Source organism: Seohaeicola nanhaiensis, from assembly GCF_042654245.1.
GTDB classification, from domain to species: Bacteria; Pseudomonadota; Alphaproteobacteria; order Rhodobacterales; family Rhodobacteraceae; genus Seohaeicola_A; species Seohaeicola_A nanhaiensis.
Genome location: NZ_JBHSGI010000024.1, coordinates 157,472 through 171,499, shown reverse-complemented (window position 1 = coordinate 171,499; position 14,028 = coordinate 157,472). Strand labels below are relative to the sequence as shown.

General features: G+C 65.9%; 13 protein-coding genes. 8 read left to right on the top strand and 5 right to left on the bottom strand.

Annotated features, from left to right (window positions below; all coding sequences use genetic code 11):
• Positions 1 to 75: 75 nt before the first annotated feature.
• From ACFO5X_RS15270 to ACFO5X_RS15260, 3 genes are all read left to right on the top strand, one after another.
• Positions 76 to 1,368 carry a capsule biosynthesis protein gene (locus ACFO5X_RS15270; RefSeq protein WP_380718392.1) on the top strand — a complete coding sequence of 431 codons (1,293 nt, stop codon included), beginning with the start codon at positions 76 to 78 and terminating at the stop codon, positions 1,366 to 1,368.
• Positions 1,369 to 1,465: 97 nt separating this feature from the next.
• On the top strand, positions 1,466 to 2,599 hold the full coding sequence (locus ACFO5X_RS15265; protein ID WP_380718390.1) for a polysaccharide biosynthesis/export family protein: 1,134 nt from the start codon (positions 1,466 to 1,468) through the stop codon (positions 2,597 to 2,599).
• A 2-nt stretch (positions 2,600 to 2,601) separates the two neighbouring features.
• Positions 2,602 to 4,617 (top strand): capsular polysaccharide biosynthesis protein, encoded by a 2,016-nt coding sequence (locus ACFO5X_RS15260; protein ID WP_380718388.1) that lies wholly within the window; start codon positions 2,602 to 2,604, stop codon positions 4,615 to 4,617.
• 2 nt (positions 4,618 to 4,619) lie between these two features.
• On the opposite strand, the gene ribD is transcribed toward ACFO5X_RS15260, so the two are convergent.
• From ribD to ACFO5X_RS15240, 4 genes are all read right to left on the bottom strand, one after another.
• A complete protein-coding gene (ribD, locus tag ACFO5X_RS15255) occupies positions 4,620 to 5,720 on the bottom strand; it encodes a bifunctional diaminohydroxyphosphoribosylaminopyrimidine deaminase/5-amino-6-(5-phosphoribosylamino)uracil reductase RibD (RefSeq protein ID WP_380718386.1) in 1,101 nt (366 codons plus the stop codon).
• On the bottom strand, positions 5,717 to 6,184 hold the full coding sequence (nrdR, locus tag ACFO5X_RS15250) for a transcriptional regulator NrdR (protein ID WP_380718384.1): 468 nt from the start codon (positions 6,182 to 6,184) through the stop codon (positions 5,717 to 5,719). The genes ribD and nrdR overlap by 4 nt, the downstream gene beginning before the upstream one ends.
• Before the next feature lie 144 nt (positions 6,185 to 6,328).
• Positions 6,329 to 6,745, bottom strand: a complete 417-nt coding sequence (locus ACFO5X_RS15245) for a secondary thiamine-phosphate synthase enzyme YjbQ (RefSeq protein ID WP_380718381.1) — start codon at positions 6,743 to 6,745, stop codon at positions 6,329 to 6,331.
• Positions 6,746 to 6,770: 25 nt separating this feature from the next.
• Complete coding sequence (locus tag ACFO5X_RS15240; RefSeq protein WP_380718379.1) at positions 6,771 to 7,184, bottom strand: hypothetical protein; 414 nt, start codon at positions 7,182 to 7,184, stop codon at positions 6,771 to 6,773.
• A 418-nt stretch (positions 7,185 to 7,602) separates the two neighbouring features.
• On the opposite strand from ACFO5X_RS15240, the gene ACFO5X_RS15235 reads away from it, so the two are divergent.
• The 5 genes from ACFO5X_RS15235 to ACFO5X_RS15215 are packed head-to-tail and all read left to right on the top strand — an operon-like array spanning position 7,603 to position 12,963.
• Entirely contained in the window at positions 7,603 to 8,766 is a 1,164-nt protein-coding gene (locus ACFO5X_RS15235) for an ABC transporter substrate-binding protein (protein ID WP_380718376.1), read from the top strand.
• 55 nt (positions 8,767 to 8,821) lie between these two features.
• The gene (locus ACFO5X_RS15230) at positions 8,822 to 9,808 is read left to right on the top strand and encodes an ABC transporter ATP-binding protein (protein ID WP_380718373.1); all 987 of its coding nucleotides are present in this window, start codon (positions 8,822 to 8,824) and stop codon (positions 9,806 to 9,808) included.
• A complete protein-coding gene (locus ACFO5X_RS15225; RefSeq protein WP_380718371.1) occupies positions 9,805 to 10,716 on the top strand; it encodes an ABC transporter permease in 912 nt (303 codons plus the stop codon). The genes ACFO5X_RS15230 and ACFO5X_RS15225 overlap by 4 nt, the downstream gene beginning before the upstream one ends.
• 8 nt (positions 10,717 to 10,724) lie before the next feature.
• Positions 10,725 to 11,528, top strand: coding sequence for an ABC transporter permease (locus ACFO5X_RS15220; protein ID WP_380718369.1), 804 nt, complete (start codon positions 10,725 to 10,727; stop codon positions 11,526 to 11,528).
• A gap of 10 nt (positions 11,529 to 11,538) precedes the next feature.
• Positions 11,539 to 12,963 carry a gamma-aminobutyraldehyde dehydrogenase gene (locus ACFO5X_RS15215; RefSeq protein ID WP_380718366.1) on the top strand — a complete coding sequence of 475 codons (1,425 nt, stop codon included), beginning with the start codon at positions 11,539 to 11,541 and terminating at the stop codon, positions 12,961 to 12,963.
• Between the two features lie 10 nt (positions 12,964 to 12,973).
• On the opposite strand, the gene ACFO5X_RS15210 is transcribed toward ACFO5X_RS15215, so the two are convergent.
• Positions 12,974 to 13,969, bottom strand: coding sequence for a fatty acid desaturase (locus ACFO5X_RS15210; protein WP_380718362.1), 996 nt, complete (start codon positions 13,967 to 13,969; stop codon positions 12,974 to 12,976).
• Positions 13,970 to 14,028 lie beyond the last annotated feature (59 nt).

Here is a 14,028-nt window from a genome sequence, read left to right as displayed (position 1 = left end):
ATATCATATCCGGGCCATAAATTTGCCTGAACGGCCTGCATTTCTTCCCGGTCAAGTCAGCAGCAAGGTTTTGCGATGCGTTCCGCCCGGCCCGAGCCAAGGGTCTTTCTGTTCCTGCAAGGCCCGCATGGCCCCTTCTTCGGGTCCCTGGGCCGGATGCTGCGCGCGGCGGGATGTGTCACATGGCGGGTTGGCTTCAACGCGGGCGACGCGGTGTTCTGGCGCGAGAAGGCGAGTTACCTGCCGTATCGCGGAAGGATCGAGGACTGGTCGGACCAATTCGCGCAGATCGTCGCCGAGCGTGGCGTCACGGATATCCTTCTCTATGGCGACACCCGGCCCGTGCATCAGGCGGCAATCGAGCGTGCCCGCGCGCTGGGCCTGCGGGTGCATGTCTTCGAAGAAGGCTACATGCGGCCCTATTGGGTCACCTACGAACGCGGCGGATCCAACGGGCATTCGCGCCTCATGGACATGAGCGTGGCCGAGATGCAGGAGGCGCTGGACCGGTCGGATCTGGAAGCGCCGCTGCCGCCTGCGCATTGGGGCGACATGCGCCAGCATGTGTTCTACGGCGCGCTCTACCACTGGTTCGTGATGTTCGCCAATCGCGGCTATCGCCACTTTCGGCCGCATCGCACCCTGCCCGTCGCCCGCGAATTCCAGCTCTATCTCAAGCGCCTGCTGCTGATGCCGGTCCATACCATCGACCGGCGCATTGCCACATGGCGAATCCGGTCCGGGGGATTTCCCTATCATCTGGCGCTGTTGCAACTGGAGCAGGACAGCGCCTTCCAGGCGCATTCGCCGTTTTCGACGATGACCGAATTCCTGGCGGAGATCATCGAGGGGTTCGCCGCAGGCGCGCCGGGGCATCATCATCTGGTGATCAAGGCCCATCCGCTGGAATCCGGGCAAGTGCCGCTGCGCCGCGAGGTCGCCCGACTGGCGGCCGCCCATGGCCTGACCGGGCGGGTCCACTACGTGCGGGGGGGCAAGCTGGCCGAGTTGCTGAACGAGGCGCGCAGCGCGGTGACGGTGAATTCGACCGCCGGGCAGCAGGTGCTGTGGCGGGGCATACCGCTCAAGGTGTTCGGGCGGGCGGTCTATGACAAGCCCGAGTTCGTCTCCGAGCAGCCGCTGGTTGAATTCTTCGCCGCCGCCGCCCGGCCGGATGCCCGCGCCTACAAGGATTACCGCCGCTTCCTGCTGGAAACCAGTCAGGTTCCGGGGGGCTTCTATTCGTCCGGCGGGCGCCGGCAGTTGCTGCGGCTGGTGGTGGACATGATCCTGTCGCCCGACGATCCGTACGACGCATTAAAATCCGGGACCGCGGCGCCTCGGCAACAGTTGCGTCTGGTTCAATAGAGCCGGCGGGTTCGGTCGCTGGTTTTTTGTTCCGGATTCCGTTACGGATAAAGAAAAAACCCGAGGCAGAACAAGAACAGGTCGAGGAGACCGGGCAGTGAATCCCCTACAGAAACGATGGGCGAAGCCCATCGCGGCCTTGGCGTTGGCGGGCGCCCTGGCCGCTTGCGGCCTGCCGCAGCTGGGTCCGAACAAGAAGCAGATCTTCGCCGGGTCGGTCCAGCGTGAGGGCGATGCCTTTGTGGTGGAGGTCAACGACCGGGTGACCCGCGCGACCGCCGTTGCGCCGGCGCTGGGGTTTTCCTCCAATTTCATCTCGGCCGGTCTGCTGATCTCGGACATCATCCGCCCGGGCGACGTGCTGGGGCTGACGATCTGGGAAAACGTCGATGACGGACTGCTGGCCAGCACCGGCGTCAATGCCACGCCGTTGCAGGAGGTTCAGGTCGACAGCGACGGGTATATCTTTGTTCCCTACGCCGGACGGCTGCGCGCCTCGGGCAATACGCCCAACCAGTTGCGCGATCTGATCACAGAAAAGCTGCGCGACCAGACGCCGGATCCTCAGGTGGAGGTGCGCCGGGTTGCAGGCGACGGATCGACCGTGTCGCTGGCAGGCAAGGTCGGCGGTCAGGGCGTCTATCCGATCGAGCGTCCGACGCGGACGCTTTCGACGATGCTGGCCAAGGCCGGCGGGGTGACCATCGAACCGGATATCGCCCAGATCACCGTGATCCGCGGCGACCAGCGCGGCAAGATCTGGTTCCAGGACCTCTACAACAACCCCCGCCTCGACATTGCGCTGCGGGCTGGCGACCGCATTCTGGTCGAGGAGGACAGCCGTTCGTTCACCGCGCTTGGCGCGACCAGCCAGCAGGCTCGGGTGCCGTTCACCTCGCAGAACCTGTCGGCGCTTGAGGCTTTGGCCCAGGTGGGCGGCCTTGTCGCCAACAGCTCGGACCCGACCGGGGTGTTCATCTTCCGCAACGAGCCGGCCGAGATCGCCAATGCGGTTCTGGGCCGAAACGACCTGCAGGGCGCGCAGCGGATGGTCTATGTGCTGAACCTGAAACAGCCGAACGGGCTGTTCCAGGCGCGCGACTTCGTGATCCGCGACAGCGACACCATCTATGTCACCGAAGCGCCGTATACGCAGTGGAGCAAGACCATCTCGCTGATTGCCGGTTCGCTGACCCCCGTGGCCAGTGCCAAGACCCTGACCGGCGGCTGAGCATGGTGCCGAGGGCGCCGAATGCGCAAGCCGGGGGCGAAGGTCTCCGGCTTTTCGTCTTTAACGGCGGCTTCCTGACCCAGCGTCGCGTCCGACGGATTCTGACGCTCGCCGGCTACCGCCTGGCGCTTGGCCTGCCCGGCCCGGAGGATGCGGTCGCGGTCTGGGGGCAAAGCCAGACCGCCCATCGCGGCCTTGCAATGGCCGCGCAAAGGGGCGCTCCGGTGGTGCGGGTCGAGGATGCCTTCCTGCGCTCGCTGTTTCCAGGCCGCGCGGGTGAACCCCCGATCGGGCTGTCGCTGGATTGGTCCGGCGTTCATTTCGATGCGGGGGTTCCTTCCGATCTGGAACGCCTGCTGACACAGGCGCCGCTCGACGACACTGCGCTGCTGGACCGCGCCCGCGACGCCATCGCCCGGCTGAAGGAAGGCCATCTGAGCAAATACAGCGGCTTTGATCCGGCCGCCGAGGTGCCCGCGCCCGGTTATGTGCTGGTCGTGGATCAGACTCGCGACGATGCATCCGTGCGCGCCTCGGGCGCGGACGCGGCCCGTTTTCGGGAGATGCTGGTCTTTGCGCAGGAAGAGCATCCTGGCGCCCGGGTCGTGATCAAGGTGCATCCTGAAACCGTGGCCGGATATCGGCCGGGGTATTACTCGACCGATGACACGTCGAACCGGGTCAGCCTGCTGGCCGATCCGGTCAGCCCCTGGGCTTTGCTGGAAGGTGCGGTCGGCGTTTATACCGTGTCATCGCAGCTGGGGTTCGAAGCGATCCTGGCGGGCCATCGCCCGCGCGTCTTTGGACAGCCGTTCTATGCCGGCTGGGGCCTGACCGAGGACGACGCCCCGGTCCCGCGCCGCGAACGGCGGCTGACCCGGGCGCAGCTGTTTGCGGCATCGATGATCCTTTACCCGTGGTGGTACGATCCTTTCCGCGACCGGCTGTGCGAACTGGAGTGTGTGCTCGACACGCTTGAGGCGCAGAGCCGAGCCTGGCGGCAGGACCGCCGCGGCTGGGCCGCCAGCGGGATGCGGCTGTGGAAGCGCAAACCATTGCAGGGCTTCTTCGGCCAGACCCGGCGCGTCGTGTTCACCGATGACGCCGCCAAGGCGCGCGCGACGGGCCGCCCCTGCATGGTCTGGGCGGGAAAGGCGACGGCAGAGCACGCTGGATGGACCCGCGTCGAGGACGGTTTCCTGCGCTCACGCGGGCTGGGTGCCGAGCTGGTTCCGCCGCTGTCGCTGGTGACGGACGACCTTGGCATCTACTACGATCCGACCGGCCCCAGCCGGCTGGAGTCGCTGATCGGCCAGCGGGCGGATCTGACGGCGAGCCAGCGCCAGCGGGCCGAGCGGCTTATCCAGCTTATGACCCGCAAGGGGCTGAGCAAATACAACATGGGCGGCGATCCTCCGCCCCTGCCCGCCGGCCACAAGGTGCTGGTGCCCGGGCAGGTAGAAGACGATGCCTCGGTCCTTCGCGGCGCCTGCGGCGTTCGCACCAACCGCGAGTTGCTGCGCGCGGCCCGCGAGGGGCGGCCGAACGCGGTGATCGTCTACAAGCCGCATCCCGATGTCGAGGCCGGCCTGCGCGCGGGAGCGCTGGACAATAACGACGGGCTCGCGGATGTGGTTGCCTTCGGCGCCGATCCGGCTGTCCTTCTGGATGCGGTGCACGAGGTCTGGACCATGACCTCGCTCCTGGGGTTCGAGGCACTGTTGCGCGGTTTGCCCGTCACCGTTCTGGGGACGCCCTTCTACTCCGGCTGGGGACTGACCCGGGATCTGGCGCCGCAGCCCGACCGCCGCAGTGCGCGGCCCACGCTGGAAGGGCTGGTGCACGCGGCGTTGATCGACTACCCGCGCTATCGCGATCCGGTCACCGGGCGGCCCTGCCCCGCCGAGGTGGTCGCCGAGCATCTGGCCGCCGGCCGCATTGCGCATCCGGGCCTTACGAACCGCACATTATCGAAGCTGCAGGGCATGTTCGCGACCTACGCCCATCTCTGGCGCTGAGATCAGGCGACCATGCGCCGCCAGCGATGCATGACGTCGCCACCGACGGCGCGGGCCTCCACCAGTACGAAGCGCTGCGCCTGATCGAGCCGGGCGAGGCCCAGCGCCCCGACCGACGGAAGTCCTTCGGCCCCGATGGCCAGCCCGGCCGTGAAGCCCACCAGTTCATCCACCAGGTCCTCGGAGAGCAAGGAGGCCGCCAGCGCGCCACCACCTTCGCAGAACACGCGGGTGAGGCCCGCCTGCCCGAGCTGTCCCAGCATGTCGCGCGGATCGACCTGCCCGGCCTCGACCCGGCAGGCGAGAAGCGTCGCACCGATTTCGCGCCAGGCCCGCATCCGGTCGCCGTCCGCGTCGGAGCCGTGGCAGAGCCAGAGCGGGACCTTGCGGGCGCTGCGCGCCAGCTGTCCGATCAGCGGCAGGTCGAGCCGTCGCGAGACGACAACGCGCACCGGTTGCCGGGTCACACCCAGATCGCGCACGGTGAGCGAGGGATCGTCGGTGCGCGCCGTGCCGCCGCCCACCATCACCGCATCGTGGCGCGCGCGAAGGGCGTGGACCTGGCGACGGGCCTCAGGGCCGGTGATCCACTGGCTTTGCTTGGTAGCGGTGGCGATCCGGCCATCGAAACTGGACGCGAGCTTGAGCGTGATCCGCGGGCGGCCGTGTTCCGTCTTCAGGAAGAAGCCTTCGTGATCCGCTGCCGCCTCGGCTGCACGCACGCCTGTGGTCACCTCGATCCCGGCCGCTTCCAGCCGGGCGAACCCCTGGCCTGAGACACGCGGATCGCTGTCCGCGAGCGGGGCCACCACGCGCGCGAGGCCGGCCGCGATCAGCGCATCGGTACAGGGCGGCGTCTGGCCGTGATGAGAGCAGGGTTCCAAGGTGACATAAGCCGTTGCGCCGCGCGCCGCCGCACCGGCCTGTGCCAAGGCCATCGTCTCGGCATGGGGTCGGCCACCCGGTTGCGTCCAGCCGCGGCCGACGATCCGGCCCTCCGCGACGATCACGCAGCCGACCGCCGGGTTGGGCCAGCAGTTGCCTTGTCCGCGCCGACCCAGCGACAGGGCCAGCGCCATGAACCGTTCGTCTGTCTGTTTCACTCTTCCGGTTGCGCCGGTGGACGCAGCTCGCTCACGAAGTCCTCGAAATCATCGGCGGCCTGGAAGTTCTTGTAGACGCTGGCAAAGCGGACATAGGCCACGGTGTCGATGCGGGCCAGGCTTTCCATCACGATCTCGCCGATCTTGTGGCTCGGGATATCCGTCTCCCCCATGCTTTCGAGGCGGCGGACGATGCCAGAGATCATCTGGTCGATGCGCTCGGGTTCGATCGGGCGTTTCTGCATCGAGATGCGGATCGAGCGCTCGAGCTTGTCGCGGTCGAAATCCTCACGCTTGCCCGAGTTCTTGATGACAACGAGATCGCGCAGCTGCACCCGTTCGTAGGTGGTGAAACGTCCGCCGCAGGCCGGGCAGAAGCGCCGCCGCCGGATCGCGACATGGTCTTCGGCGGGTCGGCTGTCTTTTACCTGGGTATCGATATTGCCACAAAACGGACAGCGCATGCCTGATCCTCGTGTTATCTGTCTGTTGGGGTCTTTCGCCCCTTTGATCGCATTCACTATAGGGGGTGCGATTTTCTTTGTGTAGAGCAATTGTTCCGCCACCATATCCTGTGGCGGTTCCGCCATCGCGCAGGCTGTGCGCCCTCAGGAGACGTGCGCCGCGACGTTGCGGCGGTGCGGGGCTGCGCGATGTTCGATCAGGTAGATCCCCTGCCAGGTGCCGAGGACCATCCGGCCGGCGCGCAGCGGTATGGAGAGCGAGACCGGAAGCAGTGCCGCCTTGATGTGCGCGGGCATGTCGTCGGGCCCTTCGCTGGTGTGACGCAGCCAGGTCATCGAAGGGTCGGTTGCGGGCGGGGCGAGACGGTCGAGGTAGTCGAGCAGGTCGGACTGAACGGTGGGGTCGGCGTTTTCCTGGATCAGCAAGGAGCAGGAGGTATGGCGCACGAAGAGTGTGAGCAGCCCATCCCCGGCGCGCTGGTCGGTGAGCCAGCGGGCGACGTCGCGGGTGAATTCGTAGCAGCCCGCGCCGCGGGTGGGGATCATGAAATCGGTGTGCATCCCGGGATGGCTCAGGCGGACCGGATCAGTTCAGCCAGTCGCGGTCTTCCAGTTCGCTATAGCAATACTGCTGCGCGCTGGCGGCCCTGAGGTTGTCGCCGATGCGGCGCAACGAGAGGGTGAGCGAAGGGCTTGTGTCTGCGCCCGGAGGCGGCGTCAGGGAGAACTGCATGGCCTTATAGCCGGGGCGGTTCACGCTGGGGCCGATGCCGCGCCAGACATAGACGCGCTGGACCGCCGGGGTGCCGAGGCCGCGGTAGGCGTAGTCGCCGGCGGCACACCAGAAGTCGGCGGGGCCGGATCCGGCGCGGGCGACGACCTCGAACACCGAGTTGGAGACGGGCAGCACCTCTTGCCGGTTCATCGCCCGCCAGGCGGCAGCCCAACCGGGGGCGAGAGCAAGGGCTGAGGCGACGGTCAGAGCGGTGATGTGTTTCATGGTCTGGAGCCTTTCGGAGGTCGGGACCGGTTTGAGGGTAATCTGAGTCTTTGGCGGGGCAAATTCAATATCAAGTGGATCACTTTCAGGGCAGCGTGAGGCGGCGGCGGGGGGCTGGGAAAGGGACCGTTTTGGAGTGTCCCAGCTAGGACGGGGGGGCATCCCATTGATAATCCGGAACTAAATGAGAGTGACGGTTTTGGACCGCGTTTTTCGCCCTGAGCGGCGCGGCGCAGTCGATCCTACCGAGGGTATCGGGGTCGGCATATCCGAGGGATGCTGTCAGAGCGCAAATTCGGAAAAACCGATATCACTCTTCTGACAATAGAATTTGTGAAACCTGCGGGCCGGCTGCACAGTGATCGTCAAGAACAAGGCCCGGAAAGGGCCGGCTATCGCTCACATAGGGAGACGACCCATGACATCCTCGCTGAAATTCTGCACCGCTCTGGTGGCCGCCGGGCTGATCGCCGCGCAGCCCGTTCTTGCCGAGATGCCGACGGCCCTTGGCGCCGGCGAAGGCGCGGTGAACATCGTCGCCTGGCCCGGCTATATCGAGCGGGGCGAGACCGACAAGGCCTTTGACTGGGTGACCAAGTTCGAGGAGGCCTCGGGCTGCAAGGTCAACGTCAAGACCGCCAATACCTCGGACGAGATGGTCGCGCTGATGAACGAGGGAGGGTTCGACCTGGTGACCGCCTCGGGCGACGCCTCGCTGCGGATGGTGGCGGGCAAGCGGGTGCAGCCGATCAACACCGATCTGATTCCGTCGTGGAACAAGGTGGACGACCGGCTGAAGGATGCGCCCTGGCACACAGTGGATGGCGTGCATTACGGCGTGCCCTACATGTGGGGGCCGAACGTTCTGATGTACAACACCGAGGTCTTTGGCGGGACGGCGCCGACCTCGTGGAATGTCGTTTTCGAAGAGATGAACCTGCCCGACGGCAAGACCAACAAGGGGCGGGTGCAGGCCTATGACGGCCCGATCCACATCGCGGACGCGGCGATGTATCTGATGGCGCACAAGCCCGAACTGGGGATCAAGACGCCCTACGAGCTGAACGAGGACCAGTACAAGGCCGCGCTGGATCTGCTGCGGGTGCAGCGTACCCTGGTCAGCCGCTACTGGCACGATGCCTTCATCCAGATCGACGACTTCAAGAACGAAGGCATGGCGGCCTCGGGGTCCTGGCCGTTTCAGGTGAACCTGCTTGTGGCGGACGGGGTGAAGGTGGCCTCGACCATTCCCGAGGAAGGCGCGACCGGCTGGGCGGATACCACCATGATGCATGCCGAGGCCGAGCACCCGAACTGCGCCTACATGTGGATGGAGCATACGCTGTCGTCCAACCTTCAGTCGGACCTGGCGGTCTGGTTCGGGGCCAACCCGAGCGTGCCGGCAGCCTGCACGGACGGGTCCGGGATGCTGGACGAGGCGGGATGCAAGACGAACGGCATGGAAGATTTCGACAAGATCCGGTTCTGGCAGACCCCTGTTTCCAAATGCGAGAGCCAGGGCGAATGCGTGCCCTATTATCGCTGGGTGTCGGACTATATCGGCGTGATCGGCGGGCGCTGAGGCGCCTCCGGGTCCGCGCCCCGGCCGGGGCGCGGACGCAATCCATGGATATCTCATGACCTCTGCTGTCCGCTTTTCCGGCGTCTCGCGCCATTACGGGGCCGTTCGCGCCGTGGACGACGTGCACCTCGACATCGCCGAGGGAGAGTTCTTTGCGATGCTGGGGCCGTCGGGGTCAGGCAAGACGACCTGCCTGCGGCTGATCGCGGGGTTCGAGCAGCCCACAGCGGGCAGCGTCGAGATCTTCGGCCAGCCCGCGCAGGGACTGCCACCCTACCGGCGGCAGGTGAACACGGTATTTCAGGACTATGCGCTGTTTCCGCATCTGAACGTGGTCGATAACGTCGCCTATGGGCTGATGATCGCCGGGCGCGGCAAGGCTGAGCGGCACCGCGAGGCGGAGGCCGCGCTGGAAATGGTCGCCCTGCCCGGCTATGGCGGTCGCAAGCCTTCGCAGCTGAGCGGCGGGCAGCGGCAACGGGTCGCGCTGGCGCGGGCACTGGTGATGCGGCCGAAGGTCTTGTTGCTGGACGAACCGCTGGGCGCGCTGGATCTGAAGCTGCGCGAGGCGATGCAGGAAGAGCTGAAGGCGCTGCAGCGGCGGCTGGGGATCACCTTTGTCTTCGTGACCCACGATCAGGGCGAGGCGCTGTCGATGGCCGACCGCGTGGCCGTGTTCAACCAGGGCCAGATCGTTCAGGTGGGCGCGCCGCAGGAGGTCTATTACCGCCCCGAAGTGCCCTTCGTGGCCGATTTTGTCGGATCGTCGAATGTCTTGCCGCCGGCCCTGACCGAGCGGCTGACGGGCACGCGGCGCTTTGCCTCGCTGCGTCCGGAGGCGGTGCGGATCGGCGATAGCGGACTGGCTGCCGTGGTCAAAAGCGCGAGTTTCCACGGTGCGAATACGCGGGTCGTGCTGGAGACCGACGATGCGCAGCTGGTGGCGCTGCTGCCCAAGGGAGTGGAGATCCCGCCTCCGGGCAGCCGCGTTCATCTGGACTGGGACGCCGATGACCTTCATCTGATGACGGGCGCGTCATGACCTGGCTGCGCCCGGCCTCGGACGCGCTGTGGCGCAATCCCCGACTGCTGCTGGCGCTGCTGCTGGGGCCGCCGTTGGCCTGGCTGGGGATTGTCTATCTGGGCTCGCTTTTCGCGCTGCTGGCACAGAGTTTCTTCTCGATCGACGAATTCTCGGGGCTGATCGTCCGCGAGTTCACGCTGAAGACATATCGCGAGCTGCTGAACCCGGCGAACCTCGACATCATCCTGCGCACCGTGGCGATGGCGGCGGCGGTGACAGTGGCGGCGGCGGTGATCGCCTTTCCCATCGCCTATTATGCCGCGCGTTATGCGCGGGGGGCGTGGAAGGCGGTTTTCTATCTGGGCGTGATGCTGCCGCTGTGGTCGTCCTATCTGGTGAAAGTCTATTCCTGGAAGCTGATCCTGGCCAAGGAAGGCATCCTGTCCTGGCTGTTCGAGACGCTGCACCTGACCTGGCTGCTGGACGCCTATCTGGCGATCCCGGTGCTGGGGGGCAATTCGCTGTCGGTCAGCTGGACCGGGACATTCCTCGTCTTCCTCTACGTCTGGCTGCCGTTCATGGTGCTGCCGGTGCAGGCCTCGCTGGAGCGGGTGCCGGTTTCGGTGATCGAGGCCTCGGGCGACCTTGGCGCGGCGCCGGGGCAGACGTTCCGGCATGTGATCCTGCCGCTGGCGCTGCCAGGGGTTATCGCCGGGTCGATCTTCACCTTCTCGCTGACGCTGGGGGATTACATCATCCCGCAGATCATCGGCACCTCGCGGCTGTTCATCGGACAGGCGGTCTATGCCCATCAGGGGACGGCGGGGAACATCCCGCTGGCGGCGGCATTCGCGGTGGTGCCCATCGTGATCATGGGACTGTACCTCTGGGCGGCAAAGCGGCAGGGGGCGTTCGATGCGCTGTGAGGCGGGACATGGCTGAGCGCGCCTCACTCGGGCTGAAGATCGCCGCCGGTGCGGGGCTGCTGTTCATGCATCTGCCGCTGCTGCTGATCTTCGTCTATGCCTTCACGACCGAGGAGAAGTCCTATCAGTGGCCGCCGCCGGGATTCACGCTGAAGTGGTTCGCGGTGACCTGGAACCGGGCGGATGTCTGGGAGGCGCTGTCGCTGTCGCTGCGGGTGGCGGCGATTTCGACGGTGGTGGCGCTGGTGCTGGGCACGCTTTGCGCGGCGGCGGTCAGCCGGTCGCGGTTCTTCGGGCGCGAGACGGTGTCGCTGCTGGTGATCCTGCCGATCGCCCTGCCCGGCATCATCACCGGGATCGCGCTGCGGTCGGCCTTCAACCTGGCGGAAATCCCGTTCAGCTTCTGGACCATCGTGCTGGGGCACGCGACCTTTTGCATCGTCGTGGTCTACAACAACGCGGTGGCGCGGTTCCGGCGGATGTCGGGCCATCTGATCGAGGCCTCGATGGATCTGGGTGCGGATGCCTTCCAGACCTTCCGGCATGTGATCCTGCCCAATATCGCAACTGCGTTGCTGGCCGGCGGGATGCTGGCCTTTGCGCTGTCCTTCGACGAGGTGATCGTGACCACCTTCACCGCCGGGCAGCAGCAGACGCTGCCGATCTGGATGCTGGAGGAACAGGTGCGCCCGCGCCAGCGGCCCGTGACCAATGTGGTGGCGATGGTGGTGGTGCTGGTCACCTTCCTGCCGATCCTGGCCGCCTATTATCTGACCCGCGGCACCGAGAGCGTTGCCGGACAGGGCAAATGAGGAGAGACCCATGCAGACCAAGATGCTGATCGGGAACGCCTTCGAGGCCGGGACCGAGACCGAGGAAAACGTCCTGAACCCGCGTACGGGCGAGAGCATCCTGATGATGCCCGAGGCGAACGCGGGGCAGATCGACCGGGCGGTGGCAGCGGCGCGCAAGGCCTTTGTCACCTGGTCGCGCACCACGCCGGCAGAGCGGTCGGCCAAGCTGCTGGCGATTGCGGATGCCATCGAGGCCGATGCCGAGGGATTTGCCCAGCTTGAGGCGCTGAACTGCGGCAAACCCATCGGCTGCGCGCTAAACGACGAGATTCCGGCGATTGCGGATTGCTTCCGCTATTTCGCGGGCGCGGTGCGCAACATGCATGGGGCCGTCGCAGGGGAATACCTGGCCGGACATACGTCGATGATCCGGCGCGACCCGATCGGAGTCGTGGGATCGATCGCACCGTGGAATTATCCGCTGATGATGATGGCCTGGAAACTGGCCCCTGCCCTTGCCGGCGGCAATACGGTCGTGCTGAAACCCTCCGAGCAGACGCCGCTGACGGCGCTGAAACTGGCGGGCAAGCTGGCCGAGATCCTGCCCGAAGGCGTGGTCAACGTGATCGTCGGCCAGGGCGCGAGCGTCGGCAATGCGCTGATCCACCATCCGGGCATCGACATGGTGTCGATCACCGGGGATATCGCGACCGGCAAGAAGGTCTTGCAGGCCGCCGCCAATACGGTGAAGCGGACCCATCTGGAGCTGGGCGGCAAGGCTCCGGTCATCGTCTATGACGACGCCGATCTGGAGCGCGTGGTCGAGGGGCTGCGCGCCTTCAGTTTCTACAACGCCGGGCAGGACTGCACGGCGGCCTGCCGGGTTTATGCCGGGGACGGGATTTACGACAGGCTGGTCGCCGAACTTTCCGCGGCAGCCGGTTCGATTGCCTTTGGCCAGTCGGACGATTCGGCCAACGAGATCCCGCCGCTGATTTCCAGCCGGCAGCGCGACCGGGTGGCGAGCTTCGTGCAGCGGGCGGCGGAGCGCAAGCATATCGAGATCGTCACCGGCGGCGGGCAGCCCGATGGGCCCGGCTTTTACTACAAGCCGACCGTGATCGCCGGGGCACTCCAGACGGATGAGATCGTGCAGCGCGAGGTCTTTGGTCCGGTGGTCAGCGTGACCCGCTTCGGCGCGGACGACGACGTGGTGGGCTGGGCGAATGACAGCCAGTATGGGCTGGCATCATCGGTCTGGACGCGGGATGTTGGCCGCGCGCTCGATGTCTCGGCGCGGCTGCAATACGGCTGCACCTGGGTGAACACGCATTTCATGCTGGTCAACGAGATGCCGCATGGCGGCCTCAAGCAATCGGGCTATGGCAAGGACATGTCGATGTCGGCGCTGGAGGATTACACCGCCGTGCGTCATGTGATGATCGCGCACTGAGGCTGGGCAGTCAGACCGCGACGCGGCGGGCCTCGGAAAAGGAGAGCAGCCGCCGGCTGTTCTCGTCCCAGAGGTGGAGACGGGCGCAGGCGAAGCTGTCGCGCAGCGTCAGGCGCTGCGACTGGGCCAGGATGTCGTGATCGCGCATCACTTCGGACAGCCGGTAGAAGGGAATACGGCTGGCGAGGTGGTGCACGTGATGAACGCCGATGTTGGCGGTCAGCCATCGAAGCACGCAGGGGAGATCGTAGTGCGAACTGCCGTGCAAGGCGGCGTCCTGGACGTTCCATTCGGCTTCGCGGTTCCAGTGGGTCTCTTCGAACTGGTGCTGCACATAGAACAGCCACATGCCGATGATGGCGGCACATAGAGTGGTGGGCACAAAGACCAGCAGAACCAGCTGCCAGCCGCCGAGCCAGACCAGCGCGGCCAGAAGCACGGTGAGGGTGAGATTGGTGGCGAGCGCACTGTACCAGTATTGCCAGCCCGAACGCATCAGTCCCACCGGCAGGCGGTGTTCCAGGAAGAAGGTGTAGAAGGGCACCAGACCAAAGAGCACAACCGGATTGCGCAGCAGGCGATAGAGGGTGCGGCCGATCCATCCCATCTGGCGGTATTCGCGCACCGTCAGTGTGGGGATGTCTCCGAGGCCGCGGCGGTCGAGGTTGCCGGTGGTGGCGTGGTGGATCGAGTGGGTCTTGCGCCAGACGGCATAGGGGGTCAGCGTCAGAACGCCGATGGTCCGCCCGATCCAGTCACCCATCCGCCGGTTGCGGAAAAAGGCGCCGTGACCGCAGTCGTGCTGGATCATGAACAGGCGGACGAGGAAGGCGGAGTTGAGGATTGCCAGGGCGATGGCCAGCCAGGGGCTGACGGACAGCGACCACCAGGCCAGCGCCCAGAGCGCCAGAAAGGGAAGCAGGGTGACGGCCAGCTCGAACAAGCTGCGCGACAGGATCGGTTCGCGGTATCTCGCGAGGATGCGGGTCCATTCGGTAGATTGCATCCGGTACTCTTTCCTGTCGGAACCAAAGGCGGGAAATGACATGGGGCGTCCGGTTTCGG

Coding starts and splice junctions, on each gene's coding strand:
- nrdR (WP_380718384.1), bottom strand. CDS start 6,184: ATGCGCTGTCCGTTTTGTGGCAATATCGATACCCAGGTAAAAGACAGC.
- ACFO5X_RS15230 (WP_380718373.1), top strand. CDS start 8,822: ATGACCTCTGCTGTCCGCTTTTCCGGCGTCTCGCGCCATTACGGGGCC.
- ACFO5X_RS15245 (WP_380718381.1), bottom strand. CDS start 6,745: ATGCACACCGATTTCATGATCCCCACCCGCGGCGCGGGCTGCTACGAA.
- ACFO5X_RS15260 (WP_380718388.1), top strand. CDS start 2,602: ATGGTGCCGAGGGCGCCGAATGCGCAAGCCGGGGGCGAAGGTCTCCGG.
- ACFO5X_RS15240 (WP_380718379.1), bottom strand. CDS start 7,184: ATGAAACACATCACCGCTCTGACCGTCGCCTCAGCCCTTGCTCTCGCC.
- ACFO5X_RS15225 (WP_380718371.1), top strand. CDS start 9,805: ATGACCTGGCTGCGCCCGGCCTCGGACGCGCTGTGGCGCAATCCCCGA.
- ACFO5X_RS15235 (WP_380718376.1), top strand. CDS start 7,603: ATGACATCCTCGCTGAAATTCTGCACCGCTCTGGTGGCCGCCGGGCTG.
- ACFO5X_RS15215 (WP_380718366.1), top strand. CDS start 11,539: ATGCAGACCAAGATGCTGATCGGGAACGCCTTCGAGGCCGGGACCGAG.
- ACFO5X_RS15210 (WP_380718362.1), bottom strand. CDS start 13,969: ATGCAATCTACCGAATGGACCCGCATCCTCGCGAGATACCGCGAACCG.
- ACFO5X_RS15220 (WP_380718369.1), top strand. CDS start 10,725: ATGGCTGAGCGCGCCTCACTCGGGCTGAAGATCGCCGCCGGTGCGGGG.
- ACFO5X_RS15270 (WP_380718392.1), top strand. CDS start 76: ATGCGTTCCGCCCGGCCCGAGCCAAGGGTCTTTCTGTTCCTGCAAGGC.